We start from the raw sequence: 16039 nt of genomic DNA, 5'->3' as shown, positions 1-16039 counted from the left end.
GATGCATGTCTGCGGATCTCACCGCGAGGCCGGATCAGCCGTCCCCGGTGGCGGCCCCGGCTTCCCCAGCGCCCGCACCGCTCCACGGTCGCCTGACCGCACTGCCGCACATCGCCGGGGTGGCCCTGGCCGTCTACGCCACGGCGATCGCGCTGTGGTCGATCTCGCCGACGCTGAGATTCTGGATTCATGCGCCGCGCGAGTACCTCGACGAGTACTACCTCGACGCTCCCGACACGAGCCTGTCGTTCGCTCTCGTCGTCGCACTGCTGGCCGGTGCGACCGCGGGACGCAAGCGCGTCGCCTGGTGGATCCTGACGATCTACTTCGGCGGATTCGCCATCACGAATCTTCTCTTCTCCATCACCGATCGCGATCTCCACCATGCCGGCGCGCTGGTGGTGCATCTCGCGCTCATCGCGCTGCTGCTGCTCGCCTATCCCGAGTTCTACACCCGGGTGCGTCGTGGTGCGGTATGGAAGTCGCTGGCCGTGCTGATCGCGGGCCTCGTGGCCGGGACCCTGCTCGGATGGGGACTCGTCGAACTCTTTCCCGGTTCCCTGCCGCCCGCCGACCGGTTCCTGTGGGCATTCAACCGGGTCACCACGCTCACGTTCATCGACAACGACCAGTTCGGTGGACGGCCGTACGGTCTGGTCAATACCGTCCTCGGCCTGCTGGGAGCGCTCGCCCTGCTCGCAGCGCTGCTCGTGCTGTTCCGAACGCAACGCTCGGAGAACGCGCTCACCGGAAGCGACGAGTCCGCAATCCGTGGCCTGCTCGACCATGCCGGCTCCGACTCACTCGCCTACTTCGCGACGCGGCGCGACAAGGCCGTCGTGTTCGCGCCGAGCGGCAAGGCCGCGATCACCTACCGCGTCGAGGTGAGCGTCTGCCTGGCCTCCGGCGATCCGATCGGCGATCCCGAGGCCTGGTCGCATGCGATCGACGAATGGTTGCTGCTCGCAGACGCATACGGGTGGACACCGGCGGTGATGGGTGCAAGCGAAGACGGTGCGGTCGCGTATCACCGTGCAGGACTTTCCGTTCTGCAACTCGGAGACGAAGCCGTCCTGATCCCGAAGGAGTTCGGCCTCGCCGGCCGGGACATGCGACCGGTCCGGCAGGCAGTGAGTCGCGCCCGTAAACATGGTGTGTCCGTGCGCATCCTGCGACATCGCGAGCTGTCGCCGGTTGCGATGGCAGAGGTGATCCGGCTCGCCGACCAGTGGCGCGACACCGAAACCGAGCGGGGCTTTTCGATGGCGCTCGGACGCCTCGGCGATCCTCTCGACGGCGACTGCCTGCTCGTCGAGGCCGTCGCGGACGGGACCGTGGTGGCGATGCTGTCGCTGGTGCCGTGGGGCGAGGACGGCGTCTCGCTGGACCTGATGCGCCGCGACCCGCACGCCCCCAACGGCGTCGTCGAACTGATGGTGTCGGAACTCGCCGCGCACGCCGAGACTTTCGGAATCACCCGGATTTCGTTGAATTTCGCGGTGTTCCGCGCGGCATTCGAGGAGGGCTCCCGGATCGGCGCCGGCCCGATCCTGCGACTGTGGCGTTCGATCCTGCTGTTCTTCTCCCGATGGTGGCAGCTCGAAGCCCTCTACCGGTCCAACGTCAAGTACCGTCCGCAGTGGGTCCCCCGCTACCTCTGCTTCCGCGAGAACCGCGAAATCCCGCGTGTCGGAATGGCTTCCGCCATCGCCGAAGGTTTCCTTCCGGTTCCCACGTTCGGGCGCCGGAACATGCGCCGTCACACCGGCACCCAGTCGTCGTTCCCCGAGGACCTGCCCGTCTCCGAGGGCCTGCACCACGACGGAAGCGCCCCCGACCCCGGAACCGTCGCACTCGTGCACGTCGACACACCGGAACGGGATCGCCCGGAACAGGTCCGGGTCCGAATGGACAAACTGGAACGGATCATCGAGCACGGCGTGGACCCGTACCCGGTGGCCGAGGCACCCTCACACAGTGTCGCGGCCGCGAAGGCGTCGCCTGCCCGAACCTCGGCTGCGGTCGCCGGACGTGTGCTGCGGATCCGCGACTTCGGCGGTGTCCTGTTCGCGGTGCTGCGCGACTGGTCCGGCGACATCCAGATCCTCGTCGACCGCGAACGGGTGTCCGGGCGACGCTTCCTGTTCGACCTCGGCGACCTCGTCGAGGTCGCCGGCGTGATGGGCCGCAGCCGCAGCGGGGAGATCTCGTTGCTCGCCGACTCGTGGCGCATCAACGGCAAGTGCCTGCATCCCCTGCCCGACAAGTGGCACGGCCTCGTCGACCCCGAGGCCAAGGTGCGGCAACGCTACGTCGACCTGGCCGTCGACCGCGACGCACGGACACTGCTCGCCGCTCGCAGCGCGGTGGTCCGGTCGTTGCGCGATCAGCTGCAGCTCCGGGGATACCTCGAGGTCGAGACGCCGATCCTGCAGTCGGTGCACGGGGGCGCCAATGCGGCCCCGTTCCTCACCCACATCAACGCCTACGACGCCGATCTGTACCTGCGGATCGCACCCGAGCTGTATCTCAAGAGGCTGTGTGTGGCCGGCATGGAGAAGGTGTTCGAAATCGGGCGGGTGTTCCGCAACGAGGGCGCCGACTTCAAGCACAACCCCGAATTCACGATTCTCGAGGCCTACGAGGCGCACAGCGACTACGAGGAGATGATGGTGCTCGCGCGCGAACTCGTGCAGCACGCGGCCGTCGCCGCGCACGGACGGGAGATCGTCGTGCGCCGCGAACCGAACGGCGAGCGCGTCGAGATCGACATCTCGGGGCAGTGGCCCGTCAAGACCTTCTACGACGCGCTCTCCGAAGCTCTGGGCACGTTCGTCGATGCCGAGACTCCCACCTCGGTCCTGCGACGGATGTGCGACGAACGCGAGATCGGCTATGACCTCGCGTGGGATGCCGGAGCGACCGCGCAGGAGATGTACGAGCACCTCGTCGAATCCCGCACCGAATTTCCCACGTTCTACACCGACTTCCCGACGTCCGTGTCGCCGCTGACGCGACCGCACCCCAGGAAACGGGGGGTCGCGGCGAAATGGGATCTCGTGGCCTGGGGTGTCGAGCTGGGCACCGCGTACAGCGAACTGACCGATCCGATCGAACAGCGCGCCCGGCTCACCGAGCAGTCGAGGCTCGCCGCCGGTGGCGACGACGAAGCGATGGAGCTCGACGAGGACTTCCTGCGGGCACTCGAGCACGCGATGCCCCCCACCGGCGGTCTCGGCATGGGCGTCGACCGGATCGTGATGTTGATCCTCGGGGGCAGTATCCGTGAATCCCTGGCGTTCCCGTTCGTCAAACCCCGTCGGCACTGACGGCCGGGATTTGACCTTCACGCCGGTCGGCCGCGGGCTGGAACAGTTCGATCAGGTTGCCGGCGGGGTCGGCGATCAGGATCTGGCGACCGCCCGGCCCGGTGACCGCGTCGCTGCGAAAATCGACGCGTGCCTCGCGCAGACGAGCGATCTCGGCATCCAGGTCGGTGACGATGAGCTGGATACGGCCGCTGCCCGCCGCGGCGACGTCGCCAGGGGTGGCGCGGGCGCCCGAGCTGGCGGGACCGGACAGCAACAGGCGTAGCGACCCGAGGACCACATCGGCAAAGGGCGGAGCCGGGTGCGAATTCAGGGTGAAACCCAGAGGGCCGGTGTAGAAGTCGATGGCTGCGGGCACGTCGTCGACGAGGTAGCGGACATTGGTGTACTCGTTGGTGGGGATCATTGTTCTCTCCTTTCACGCGCGGTGGTAAGGATCGGCAGCAGGTACCGGATGCGGGTGTCGATCTCGGCGGCGGTGGCCCGGAAAGCCGGGTAGGTGTCTTCGTCGCTGCCACCCGCGGCCGGGTCGGGAATACTCCAGTGGATCCGGCGCGTGTCGTCGCCGAACTCCGGACAGGCTTCACGAGCCTTGTCGCACAAGGTGATCACCGTGTCGAACCGGCGATCGGCGAGACTGTCGAGGTGACGGGGACGCCGGCCGGAGATGTCGATACCGAATTCCTCCCGCAGCACCCGCGCTGCGTCCGGATGCATGTCCGGCTTGGGGCTCGTTCCGGCGCTGGCCGCATCGACCCGGTCGTCGGTATGTCGGAGCAGCAGTGTCTCCGCGATCACCGACCGGGCACTGTTGCCGCCGCACACGAACAGCACCTCCACACGCCCGGTCGGGTGGAACGGCGACGGTGCGGGATCGAGACGGAGCGCCGGGTGCAGGGCATTACCGGCACCGGCCAGCAGTTCGGTGCAGCGCTCCAGGTCCAGGTGGTAGTAACTGTCGCGGCCGTCGAAGCTGCTACGGGTGGCCGTCACCAGGCCGCCGTCGCGCAGCAGGCGCAGATGGTACGAAATCAGGTTCTGCGACTCGCCGACCATCTTCACCAGTTCCCGGACGCGGTAGTCGCTGGCCGACAGCATGACCAGCAACTGCCACCGCAGCGGATGGGCCGACAGCTGCAAGAAGGACGGGACGGGTCGACGCAACAGCATCACATGGCCAGAATACCCCCATTACATCAAATCGGATTGATGGAAATGCGACGCGCAGTTTCACGTGAAACCGCGCTGCCACCGATGGAGATGACGATCCGCGCGCATGGCATCGTGATCGGCGTGCAGCTTCTTCTGATTCGTCACGCCCTGCCCGCCCTCGCACTGGTCGAGGAGGGCGCCGCCGATCCGCCGCTCACCGAAGAAGGTCGCCTCCAGGCAGACCGCCTGCCCGACGCCCTCTCCCCGTACCGGATCGCGAAGCTGTTCTGCAGCCCGCAGCGGCGCGCCCTCGAAACCGCGGCGCCGCTCGCAACGACGCGGCAACTGCCCGTGAACCGGGTGGAAGGGCTGGCCGAATACGACTACGGGCTCGACCACTACATTCCGATCGACACCGCCCGGGACCTCGCACCCGACTCCTACGCACGCATCCGTGCCGGGCATCTGCCCGACTTCGTGAACGCGGAACTTTTCCGCACCCGCGTTCTCGACGCCGTCGACGAGATCGTGCGCTCGTGCGAGCACTCCGACACCGCGGTGATCGTCGCGCACGGCGGCGTCATCAATGTGCTGTTCCAGCAGGTCCTCGGGCTCGAACGCCCGCTCACCTTCCCCATCGACTATGCGTCGGTGTCGCGGCTCCTCATCTCGCGCAGCGGCGCGCGCCGCGTCGCCTCGATCAACGAGACAGGTCACGTCCGCGACATGCTGCGCGTGTGATCGCCACGCCGGCCGCTTTTCCGCGCGCCCGGCAGGGCGGTCGTGTTGGATGGAACCTATGCCTACCCGGTTGGCCCAGATTCGGCGGTGGCGCGCCGGTGCCGCGCTGCGTTCCCGACTGCGCGATCTGACCGGCACCCTCGTGGTGGTGACCGGCGGAGGTAGCGGCATCGGCCGTGCCTCTGCCCGCGCGTTCGCGGCCGCGGGCGCGATCGTGGTGGTAGCAGACAAGGATCTCGACAGTGCGCTGGAAACCGTCGGGCTGATCGACTCCCCGGAGACGTCCCCGGGCCCGGCGGCGGTGTTCGGCGGAGGGGCGCACGCGTACGAACTCGACGTGTCCGTCGAGGAACAGGTTCGTGAGTTCGCAGAAACGGTGCGCACCCGGCACGGAGTCCCCGACATCCTGGTGAACAACGCGGGGATCGGGGTGATCGGTCCGTTCCTCGACACTCCGCAGAGCACCTTCGAGGAAGTCATGAACGTCAACTTCTGGGGAGTCGTCTACGGGTGCCGCGCGTTTGCGTCCCAGATCATCGAGCGCGGCGCAGGCGGGCACATCGTGAACGTCTCGTCGGCGGCAGCCTTCATGCCGCAACGGAACCTCGCGGCATACACCACGAGCAAGTCTGCGGTGTTCATGCTCTCGGAGTGCCTGCGCGCAGACTTGATCGAGCACGGCATCGGCGTGACGGTGGTGTGCCCGGACCTGGTGAACACGAACCTGATCCGGAACACCAAATATGTGGCACCCGACCGGGAGATACGTTCCCGCCGCCGCAAGGCTTCCCTTGCGCTCTACCGCAAGTTGCACGTGGCGCCCGAGCGGGTCGCCGACGCCATCGTGCTCGCGGTCCGCCACAACCGGCCCCTCGTCACGGTCGCGCCGGGCGCGAAGGCCCGCAAGTGGCTGAGCCGGCTGGCACCACGGGTCATGCGGGCGGGCGCCCGGTTCGACATCGACTGACCCACATACCCTGAGTGCTGCTACCTCAGGCCTGCGACGCCAGCCAGTTCCGCAGCCATCTCGTCGCGGTGGTGCCCCGGTTGTCGACCACGTAGTTCGAATAGTCCTGGTGGATCTGAGATTCGTAGAATCGACGGATCTTGTTCTCGCGCTCCACATTCGCCTCGGGCGTGATCTGCAGCTGCAGTGTCGGGAGACCACCGCCCGCCATGATGTCGTTGTAGAGAAGGTTCGCCTCGTCGCGGTACTTCTCGAGTTCCGCCGGTGTGCTGCCCGCGGAGATCGCCAGGAAACCCGCCAGCCGGGTCACGTAATCTTCTCGGGGCGTCGAGCAGTACAGGTCGCCGACGGCGCAGATCGTGCGCACGCTGGGGCTCACCAGACCGAATCCACCGATCCGCGGTCCTCCTGCCCCGTTACCCGGAACCGGAGGACCGATGAACGCATCGGCTTCCGAGCGACGCGGATCGGACAGCAGGCCGACGGCAACGAGGCGGTGCGGGCCGACGACACCGATACCGGTACCGATTTCGGCGGCGAGATCGCCTGCGGCGTCGGCTCCCTGGCTGTATCCGACGAGCGCGAAGTCGGTGAGCGGGCAGTGCGCTGCTGCCGCGGCGATCAGGCCGCGGGCATTGTCGACGGCCCTGGTACGCGAGGCGGCATACACATCGCCTTCCCACGGGAACGCGGTCGCGGGATACTGCACATAATCGACGCGGGCGCCGGGCGGTAACCCGGACGTGACCTGTGCGAGCATGCCGTTACCGCGCCCGGGGTCGGGGGTGTTCGAGGTCTCCCAGGTTCCGGGAACCGCGATGACATTCAGTGTCGGGCATCCGCCCGGATTCGCCTGTGCGGCAGGTGCCGCCACGAGTGTTCCGGCCACCGCCGCCGCTGCTGCCGCCGCGACCGTCAGAAGTTTTCTCAGCCCCACCACGATGCCCCTGCCCGTGTCGTCGTGTCCGTCGTCACGCAAGTGTTGATCACGAATATGACACATCGGTGAACCGGACGTGATAATAGTGGGCGACAAGATCGAGATTGCGGGTTTTGCCGGCGTATCGCCGGTTACCGGCGCACGACAGTGACCGGCCCGCCCCCGATGTTGGTGACGAACACGTTGCTCGTGCCGTGATCGATCGCGGTTCCGGGAACCTGCCGGTCGACGACCGAACCGGTACCTCCGGGATGGTCGACGACCGTCACCGCCGGACCGAACAGATTGGTCACGTACACATTCCCGGTAACCGGGTCGGTGATCACCATGCCGGGCGGAGCCGGCAACTCTTCGGGGAGCGGGCCTGCAGACGCGTCCCAGTCCATTACCGTCACTGCGCCGGTACCGATGTTGGTGACGAAGACGCCGTCGTGGCCGGCGGCGAGAATCAACTCCGGAATCCCCGGAACCGGATCCGGAACAGCGACGGTGTCGGGGGCGGGTGCGACCTCGCTGCGATCGACCGTGACCGAGCCGACGCCGAGGTTCGTGACCGCGACGTTACCGACGCCCCCGTCGACCCGCATTTCGACGATCGCGCCCGACGCGTCGGTCCGGCCCGGTTCGCGCCCCACCGGGTGGGTCACCTGGACGGTGCCAGGTCCGACGTTGGTGATGCAGGCATTGCCGCTGCCCCCTTCGACGCCGAGCAGCCGAGGACCGTCGAAGCCGAAAATCGGTGGCACAGGAGGGGCTCCGTCGATCGAGACGATGCCGCCGGCATTACGTACGCAGTCGCTCAACGGATCCGATCCGGCAGGAGAGGCCGTTCCCGTCGCCATCGCGGCCGCGCCGACACCGACCGCGAGCACCGTCCATGTCCTCTTGGTAACGCTCCGCGTACCGGTCATGTGCACGACCCTAACGGGTGCGACCCTCGAGGGCAGCGGGAATCACCGGCGCAATGCGGGAATCACAGGCGCAATGCGTCTTCCGCACGGTCGGCGTCACGCCAGCCCGGGATCGCAGATCCGGCCGCCCAGGTGGAGTGGGTTCCCGAACTGATCCGCTCCGGGAGCCGGATGCGCGCAAGCGGACCGTCGGCGAGGCGCGTGGCGTCGAAGACCAGGCACTCGGACAGGTCCCGATTCATATCGACCGTCATCGTGACGAGATATCCGTCGTCCTCACCGGTCGATCCGATCCGCGGCGCCATCACCGTCTCGCTCGCGAAGACCCCCTCGCCCAGAGCGAAGTGCTCCTCCGCGCCGGTCACCGTGTCGTGCTTGACCAGACCGTCGAACAGGAACCATCCGGGCAGTCCGGTGGCGGCGTAGGTGTAGCGGTGCGGTACGCCGAGATGGCCGGAGTTGATCATTCCGAATTCGGTGATGCGTTCGGAGAGCCGTTCTTCCCTCACCTGCCCGGTACGCAGGTTCAGCCGCCAGCGATGCAGGTGCGTGCCCATCCTGTCGAGCGCGAGGAACCGGAACATCCTCTCGTACAGCGAGCCGTTGCCGGTGTCCTCGGGTTCGGGCGTCTCCTGATGGAAACCTTCGAGAACGATCTCGTCGCCGTCCTCGTAGGCATTGGTCCAGTGCAGTACGTAGGTCGGTGCCGCGTCGAACCACATGACGTCGGCCGAGTTCCCCCGGCGCGGAACGACTCCGAGACGCATCGGGAGATCGGGATGGAACCGCGAGACGTACTTGCCGACGGCGAGCGCCTCCGGGATCCAGAACAGCGGGCAGTCGTTGAGGATCGCGTAGTTCTCGGTGAACGCCATGTCGTGCGGCAGTCGCGCACCGGGCAGCTCGATATCGGTGTAGTGGACGAGCTTGTCCGACGCATCGACGACGCCGTAGTGCATGTACGGTGCGTCGGTGCCGTAGTTGAAGAACAGCATCTCGCCGGTGCGGGGGTCGACCTTGGGATGCGCCGAGACACCGAGACCGGACGGGAAATCGCCACACCACTCCGCCTTGCCGAGCGTTTCGAGCGACGCGGGATCGAGCCGGTACAGGTCGCCGCACTGCCAGAAGCTGGTCAGCGCCACCCCGTTGTGCACCGTGACGTCGGTGCTCGACGCATCCTTCATCCTGCCGCGCGCACCCCACCCGTCGGTGCGCTCGGACTTCGCGGGATTCTCGGCGATGCCTGCCCACAGTGCCCGCCCGGCATCCTGTTCGGCGAGAAAACCGTCCGTCTTCACGAACCGGTTCCGGTAGAACGCTTTTCCGTCGCGGAACCCGACGACGTGAACCATGCCGTCACCGTCGAACGGGTGGTAGCGACCCTGCTGTGCGGGGTGCACCGGGTTCTCGGTGTTCCGGATGTACACCCCGTCCAGATCCGCGGGAAGGTCACCGATCACCTCGAGGTCGTCTGCCCGGTGCTCGGTGTGCTGCGGTCGCCACGGACCGGTGCGGTAGGGATGGTCGTCGTCGGCGGGCAGCGTCGTCAGAGCGCGCCCCAGAATCTCGAGATCCATGAATTCTCCTTCGAATCAGCCGATGACAAGGCTGACGGTTGTGGTGGTGCTTCCTCCGAAGTTGAGAGTGGCTGCGCGGCGCGCCCCCTCGACCTGGTAGCCGCCTGCGGTACCGGTGATCTGACGGTGGCAGTCCAGCGCCATGCGGACTCCCGTGGCGCCCACCGGATGCCCGCCGCCGAGCAGGCCGCCACTGGGGTTCATCGGCATCCGGCCACCGATCTCGAGGTCCGCGGATTCGACGGCGCGCCAGCTCTCGCCGGGAGGAGTGAGTCCGAAGTGGTCCACCGCGAGGTACTCGCTGATGCTGAAGCAGTCGTGCGTCTCGATCAGGTCGACGTCGTCGACGTTCCCGAGTCCGGCACGTCCGAACGCGTCGTCGATGGTGGCCCGCAGGTGCGGGAACATCAGGCCGCCCTCCGAACTGCGTGCGAGTTTGTCGTCGAGCGACAATCCGACGGTGCGGTGTCCCCATCCGAGGATGCGCGAACGCGGCCGGGAACCGAACGCGGGGTTCCGCTCGACGTAGCGGTCGCTGACGAGGACGAGACCCGCCGCGCCGTCGGTGAGGGGACCGCAGTCGATCTTGCGGAGGCTTCCTTCCACGATCGGGTTCGCGGTGTCGTCCGCGGAGAACGCCTCCGGCGGGTACGAGCGAGTACGGGTCTGGGCATTGGGATTCCGGCTCGCATTGGTGATGTTGAGCTCGGAGATGCGCCACAGGTGTGCGGGGTCGAGGCCGTAGCGCTCGGTGTACTCGTCCGCAATTCGGCCGAACATGTAGGGCCACATGTATTTCGCATCCTGCCCCTCCCTGCCGACCCAGGCGGCGGGGCTCATGTAGTTCGTGCCGATGTCGCCGGGCACGGTTTTCTCGAGTTCCACACCGACGACGAGCGCGCAGTCGTACCGGCCGGATTCGAGGTCCGCCATGGCGGCGAGAATCGCCAGGGAGCCCGAAGCACAGGCACCCTCGTGCCGGGTCGCCGGGACGTGCCACAGCTCCGGCATCATCGACGCGGGCATCGCGCCGAGATGTCCCTGGCCGGTGTAGAGCTGGCCGAAGGCGTTTCCCACATGGACGACGTCGATGTCCCCTGCGCCGATTCCGGCGTCGTCGAGGGTGTGGGTGACGACCTCGGCGGTGAGATCGCCGATGTCGAGTCCCTCTCTCGTGATGTTCCGCGAGAAGTCCGATTGGTAGCCGCCGGCAATCCACACCTGCGATGGGGTCATCTCGTTGTCGCTTTCGTATCGGTTCGACGCGTGGCGCTCGAATTGGAAGAGTGACCAGGGTGGCGCGCCACCGGGACGGATTCAGTACAGTTATTGAAGCATCTTGGTTCCCGCATCGCAATGGAGCAGACAGCCAGGAGAGGTGAACCGTGAATCGCAGCCCGTTGCCGCCGGATGGTGGGTCCCCCGCCGTCAATCCGGTCGCTGCCACGCTCGACCTGCTCGGCGATCGGCTCACCCTCGCCCTGCTCGGTCACGCGTTCGTCAGTGGCACGACACGGTTCAACCAGTGGCTCGAACGCACCGGCGCACCGTCGTCCGTCCTGACCGACCGACTGAACTCCCTGGTGGACGCGGGTGTGCTGCAGCGCTCGCCCCTGCCGACCACCCCGGAACGACACGAGTACGTGCTGACCGATCTCGGCGCCTCCACCTGGCAGATCCTGGTGTGCATCTGGGGTTGGCAGCGCGAGTGGACACCGGAAGGTGCCTGGCAACCCGATCTCGTGCACGCGGCCTGCGGGCACCGCGGACCGGCCGTAGTGATGTGCGACGCGTGCGGCCGCACGGTCACCGGCCACGACACCGATATCGAGATGGACGCCGAGGCCATCTGGACGGTCACGTCGGGAGCGCGCAGACGCTCCACGCGTATCCGGTCCCGCGACTCGTCGCGGACGGATATGCAGTTCAACGCCGTCATGGAAGCCATCGGCGACCGCTGGAGCGGTGCCATCACGGGTCTCGCGCTGGCCGGGGCGCGCCGATTCGGCGAGTTCCGATCGGCCCTGGACATCTCCCCCACGACACTCACCGACCGTCTCACCCGGTTGTCCACCGCGCAGATCCTCGAGCGGCCCGCCGGCTCCGACCGCGAGTACCGGCTGACCCCTCGCGGGCGAGCCCTGTTCGGGGTCTTCGTCTTTCTGATCCGGTGGTCGACCCAGGCCTATCCCGACGTCCGGGGCCCACTGCGGATCCGGCACCGGAGTTGCGGCGCGATCCTGACTCCGGCGTTGCAGTGCCGAGGCTGCGACGCCCCGCTCGACCGGACTGCCGCACGCATCGAATCCGCCCCCGCGCAGCCGTAACGACACACGTCCCCACCGCGCGGTCTTGACAGCCGCCAGATGCGACCGGTATCACTTCGGTAATTGTAGTGATGTGCGTGTGCATTGCTGCTGGTAACGCACGCCCGCGTTCGACGAAGGTGCCGCCAGTGACCCGAACACAGCTCGACCCCGTGTACATCTACGACGCCCTCCGCCTGCCCCGCGCCCGCGTCCGTAGGACCGGAGGGACCCTCGCGGGCCGTACTCCCGTCGAACTGGTGGGCCGGTTGCTCACGGCGCTCGCCGCCCGGTCGCCGGCACCCGAGGTGGTCGACGACGTCCTGCTCGGCATCAGCACCGTCACCGGTGAGCACGCCGGCAACCCGGCGCGGGCGGCGGTGCAGTGGGCGGACTGGCCCGACACCGTTCCCGGCGGTGTGGTGTCGCGGTTGTGCTGCTCCGGTCTCGACGCGATCGAGAGCGCGGCGGCGCGTGTGGCCTCGGGCGCAGCAAACGTGATCGTCGCGGGGGGTGTCGAATCGATGTCGCGCGTACCGATGTTCGCCGACTCTCCCGCGATCGCCGTCGACCCTGAGCTCGGCGAGCGCACCGGGTTCGTGACCATCGGAGTGTCCGCCGACCTGACCGCGGCCCGGTACGGATTCACCCGCGAGAGCCTCGACGCATACGCGGTGCAGTCCCATCGGCGGGCCGCGGCGGCTCCCGCCGCGCCTTCGATGGTCTCCGTGCCCACCGACGGCGGTGAACTGGCCTCGGACGAGGGCATCCGGCCCGGCGTCACGCTCGACGAGCTGGCCGCGCTGCCCGCGCTCTTCGGCGACGACCCGGCGTGGGAACGCGTGGCCCGGCGGCTTCCGGACTCGCCGCGACCGGCCGCGGGACTGCACACCGTGGCGACCGCCCCGCAGCTCGTCGACGGGGCGTCGGCCGTTCTGATCGGAAATCCCGCTGCGAGCGCGGCACTCGGGCGGCCGCCGCGCGCAGAGATCGTGGGCACCGCCCAGACCGCGGTACGGTCACCGCTGCTCACCGCGCCGGTCGAGGCCTCGCGTCGCGCACTCGGCCGCGCCGGCATCACCGCCGCGGATCTCGACGTGGTCGAGGTGAACGAATCGTTCGCTGTCACCCCCCTGATGATGATCGAGGAATTGGATCTCGATCCGGCGCGCGTCAATCCGCACGGAGGGGCCCTGGCGGTCGGGCACCCTCTCGGCGCGACCGGAGGCATTCTCGTCGCCCACGCCCTCGATCAGCTCGAGCGCACCGGCGGCGAGCACGCGCTCGTGACCATTCCCGCTGCCCTGGGCCTCGGCGCAGCGATCGTCCTGCGCCGCGTCTGAGCGCGAAGCCCGAAGCTGCTGTCCGAAGCCGATCTCGTCTGAAAGGTCGACCGATGTCCGAAACGCTCAACTCTGCTACACGTTCGCCACGCGCATGCCACTCCGACGACAAGGTGCGCGACTACCTCGACCGCGGCTGGTGGCAGCCGGAGACGATGCTGGATCTGTTCGACGCGTGGGTCGCGCGCCGGGCAGACAGTGCCGCGACCACCGACCCGGCGAATCTGGTGGACCTCACCGTGCAGAACCGAATTCGATGACCTGGCAGCAACTGGACGAGCACGCGAAGAGCATTGCCGCCGTGCTGTATTCGAGCGGTATTCGCCAGGACGATACGGTCGCTGTGCAGATACCGAACTCGATCGCGCTCACCGCCACGTATCTGGCGCTGTGGCGTCTCGGCGCCGTGGCCACCCCGATGCCGGTATCGTATCGGCGCCACGAGCTTTCCGGCATCGTCCGGGCATGCGACGCGGTCGCGGTGATCACGACCGGCAGGCTCGGCGATCGGGCGATGGCCGCCGAGGCACTCGATCCGACCACCGAGCACGACCGCCTGCACACCGTGTTCGCTTTCGGGCCGGACGTGCCGTCCGGGGCCGTAGAGATCGAGCCGGCCACCGTGCCCCGCGACGACCTCGTCGCGGCAAGTACCTACGCGTCGGGGCTGCACCTGACGATCAACGATCGAGTGACGATCTGCTGGACCAGCGGCACCGAAGCCGCCCCCAAGGGGGTCCCGCGGTGCCACGCGGATTGGCTGGCCGTCGGCCAAGGCGTGCAGGACGGCCTCGGCACCACCGAAGAGTCGGTCCTGGTCAACCCGTTCCCGCTGGTCAACATGGCCGGATTCGCCGCCGCGCTGCTACCTTGGCTGATCGGCGGAGGGCACCTCGTCCATCACCATCCCCTCGACATCGCCGTCTATCTGGGGCAGATCCAGCAACACCGTGCCACCCACACGACCATGCCCCCGGCAATCCTGACGATGCTGCTGCAAAACGACGACCTGCGCGGAAAATTCGATCTTTCGTCGCTCCAGCGTGTCGGGGCCGGCGGCGCTCCGCTTCCGCCGCCCGTCGTGGAGGCGTGGCAGAACGACCACGGCGTCGAAGTGATCAACTTCTTCGGATCCAACGAGGGAGTGTGTCTTCTCGGTGCTCCGGGCGACATCCCGGACCCGACGGTCCGTGCTCAGCACCTGCCGAACTATGCAGCGCCGGACCGTTCGTGGGTGGTGCGCCTGAGCCGCAGCACCGAGGTGCGCCTGGTCGATCCCCTCACCGGTGTCGTGGTCGATACCATCGGCGGCCGGGGCGAACTCCGGTTGAAGGGCCCGACGGTGTTCGGCGGTTACCTGGAAGGCACCGCGGCCGCGTCCCCGTTCGACGAGGACGGCTTCCTTTGCAGTGGCGACGTATTCGAGCTGTGTGGTGACCACGGCGAGTACCTGCGGTTCGTCGATCGCATCAAGGAGATCATCATCCGGGGTGGCATGAACATCGCCCCGGCGGAGATCGAGGGGCTGCTGCAGGACCATCCGGCCGTGTCCGAAGTCGCAATCGTCGGCGTCCCGGACGACGTACTCGGCGAAAAGTGTTGCGCGGTCGTGGTCCCCTCCGCGGGGGCCACCCCGACGCTCGACGACCTCACGGCGCATCTTCGTGCACGCGACATCGCGTCGTTCAAACTGCCCGAGCGCATCGAGCTCGTCGACACCCTGCCTCGCAACGCCGTCGGCAAGCTCCTGCGCCGGCACATCCGAACCGATCTCCTGGAATCGAAATGAGCGTGTCCGTGATGCCACGATCCGCTCGGCATCCCCTCCCCGCGCGGCTGCGGGTGCCGGTGGTCGCGGCCCCGATGTTCCTGGTGTCGGGTCCGGAGCTCGTCGTAGCGGCAAGCGCGGCGGGGATCGTGGGGTCGTTCCCCACGCCCAACTGCCGCACGACTGCCGAACTCGACGAATGGATGGGGACGATCACAGACGGTGTCGCGACCGCGGGCCGGGACGCCGCGCCGTGGGCGGTGAACCTGGTGACCCACCGCTCCAATCAGCGGCTCGACGAAGACCTGCGCCTTGTTGCCGCACACCGTCCCCCCGTGGTCATCACCGCGCTGGGGTCTCCGGAACCGGTGATGGAGACGGTCAAGGGATACGGCGGGTCGGTGCTCGCCGATGTGGTGTCGGTCCGGCTGGCCCGTAAGGCCGCGGGCTTCGGTGTGGACGGGCTCGCCTGCATCTCGGCGGGCGCCGGCGGCCACACCGGGCATCTGTCACCGTTCGCGTTCGTCTCCGCCGTCCGTCAGTTCTTCGACGGGCTCCTCGTCGTCGGTGGCGGCATCGCCGACGGCTGGGGTGTGGCAGGTGCTGTCGCGGCCGGTGCCGACCTGGTGTACATGGGCACCCGTTTCCTCACCGCTACGGAGAGCATGGCGTCTGCGGACTACAAACGCATGGTGGTCGAGCACGGCCCGGACGACCTCGTCGTCAGTTCCGGCATCACCGGAACCGCTGCTTCGTGGTTGCGCCCCAGCCTGATCGCGAACGGGCTCGATCCCGACGCGCTCACCGCCCCGGCCACCCGCGATTACAACGCCGGTGGTGATGTACAGGGGCGGTGGAAGAACATCTGGGCTGCGGGCCAAGGCCTCGGTCTCATCGACGGCGTGACGCCGGTGAAGGCCGTCGTCGACGATCTCGTGACCGAATACTCGGCCGCGACGAGCCGCTTCACCGACCTGCATCTGCGCTAGTGCCTCGTCACAG

The 16039-nt window shown here is 67.7% G+C and carries 14 protein-coding genes; 8 read left to right on the top strand and 6 right to left on the bottom strand.

What is annotated here, in order from left to right; genetic code table 11:
- Positions 1 to 5: 5 nt before the first annotated feature.
- Positions 6 to 3329, top strand: a complete 3324-nt coding sequence (gene lysX, locus Q8814_RS06220; protein WP_330151146.1) for a bifunctional lysylphosphatidylglycerol synthetase/lysine--tRNA ligase LysX — start codon at positions 6 to 8, stop codon at positions 3327 to 3329.
- On the opposite strand, the gene Q8814_RS06215 is transcribed toward lysX, so the two are convergent.
- Together Q8814_RS06215 and Q8814_RS06210 are read right to left on the bottom strand one after the other, a co-directional pair.
- On the bottom strand, positions 3310 to 3735 hold the full coding sequence (locus Q8814_RS06215; protein ID WP_330151145.1) for a VOC family protein: 426 nt from the start codon (positions 3733 to 3735) through the stop codon (positions 3310 to 3312). The two genes, lysX and Q8814_RS06215, sit on opposite strands and share 20 nt — an antisense overlap.
- On the bottom strand, positions 3732 to 4502 hold the full coding sequence (locus Q8814_RS06210; RefSeq protein ID WP_408015845.1) for an arsenate reductase/protein-tyrosine-phosphatase family protein: 771 nt from the start codon (positions 4500 to 4502) through the stop codon (positions 3732 to 3734). The genes Q8814_RS06215 and Q8814_RS06210 overlap by 4 nt, the downstream gene beginning before the upstream one ends.
- Before the next feature lie 120 nt (positions 4503 to 4622).
- Between Q8814_RS06210 and Q8814_RS06205 the strand changes: the two genes are divergently transcribed.
- Together Q8814_RS06205 and Q8814_RS06200 are read left to right on the top strand one after the other, a co-directional pair.
- The gene (locus Q8814_RS06205; RefSeq protein ID WP_330151160.1) at positions 4623 to 5222 is read left to right on the top strand and encodes a histidine phosphatase family protein; all 600 of its coding nucleotides are present in this window, start codon (positions 4623 to 4625) and stop codon (positions 5220 to 5222) included.
- Between the two features lie 58 nt (positions 5223 to 5280).
- Positions 5281 to 6189, top strand: a complete 909-nt coding sequence (locus tag Q8814_RS06200) for an SDR family NAD(P)-dependent oxidoreductase (protein ID WP_330151144.1) — start codon at positions 5281 to 5283, stop codon at positions 6187 to 6189.
- Between the two features lie 25 nt (positions 6190 to 6214).
- Here Q8814_RS06200 and Q8814_RS06195 read toward each other — a convergent pair whose 3' ends face one another.
- From Q8814_RS06195 to Q8814_RS06180, 4 genes are all read right to left on the bottom strand, one after another.
- Positions 6215 to 7168: a cutinase family protein gene (locus tag Q8814_RS06195; RefSeq protein WP_408015844.1), complete on the bottom strand. Its 954-nt coding sequence runs from the start codon at positions 7166 to 7168 to the stop codon at positions 6215 to 6217.
- Positions 7169 to 7260: 92 nt separating this feature from the next.
- Positions 7261 to 8040, bottom strand: a complete 780-nt coding sequence (locus tag Q8814_RS06190; protein ID WP_330151143.1) for a YncE family protein — start codon at positions 8038 to 8040, stop codon at positions 7261 to 7263.
- Between the two features lie 62 nt (positions 8041 to 8102).
- Entirely contained in the window at positions 8103 to 9620 is a 1518-nt protein-coding gene (locus Q8814_RS06185) for a carotenoid oxygenase family protein (protein WP_330151142.1), read from the bottom strand.
- A gap of 15 nt (positions 9621 to 9635) precedes the next feature.
- On the bottom strand, positions 9636 to 10856 hold the full coding sequence (locus tag Q8814_RS06180) for an acetyl-CoA acetyltransferase (protein WP_330151141.1): 1221 nt from the start codon (positions 10854 to 10856) through the stop codon (positions 9636 to 9638).
- A 149-nt stretch (positions 10857 to 11005) separates the two neighbouring features.
- Here Q8814_RS06180 and Q8814_RS06175 point away from each other — a divergent pair, with 149 nt between their 5' ends.
- The 5 genes from Q8814_RS06175 (at position 11006) to Q8814_RS06155 (ending at position 16026) form a co-directional block, all read left to right on the top strand.
- Entirely contained in the window at positions 11006 to 11947 is a 942-nt protein-coding gene (locus tag Q8814_RS06175) for a winged helix-turn-helix transcriptional regulator (protein ID WP_330151140.1), read from the top strand.
- A gap of 128 nt (positions 11948 to 12075) precedes the next feature.
- Positions 12076 to 13269, top strand: coding sequence for an acetyl-CoA C-acyltransferase (locus Q8814_RS06170; RefSeq protein WP_330151139.1), 1194 nt, complete (start codon positions 12076 to 12078; stop codon positions 13267 to 13269).
- 53 nt (positions 13270 to 13322) lie between these two features.
- The gene (locus Q8814_RS06165; protein ID WP_330151138.1) at positions 13323 to 13529 is read left to right on the top strand and encodes a hypothetical protein; all 207 of its coding nucleotides are present in this window, start codon (positions 13323 to 13325) and stop codon (positions 13527 to 13529) included.
- On the top strand, positions 13526 to 15058 hold the full coding sequence (locus tag Q8814_RS06160) for a class I adenylate-forming enzyme family protein (protein WP_330151137.1): 1533 nt from the start codon (positions 13526 to 13528) through the stop codon (positions 15056 to 15058). The genes Q8814_RS06165 and Q8814_RS06160 overlap by 4 nt, the downstream gene beginning before the upstream one ends.
- A gap of 11 nt (positions 15059 to 15069) precedes the next feature.
- Positions 15070 to 16026, top strand: coding sequence for an NAD(P)H-dependent flavin oxidoreductase (locus Q8814_RS06155; protein ID WP_330151136.1), 957 nt, complete (start codon positions 15070 to 15072; stop codon positions 16024 to 16026).
- The last annotated feature ends 13 nt before the right edge of the window (positions 16027 to 16039 follow it).

The organism is Rhodococcus chondri (assembly GCF_036327435.1).
GTDB classification, from domain to species: Bacteria; Actinomycetota; Actinomycetes; order Mycobacteriales; family Mycobacteriaceae; genus Rhodococcus; species Rhodococcus chondri.
This window is presented reverse-complemented; position numbering and strand designations above follow the sequence as displayed.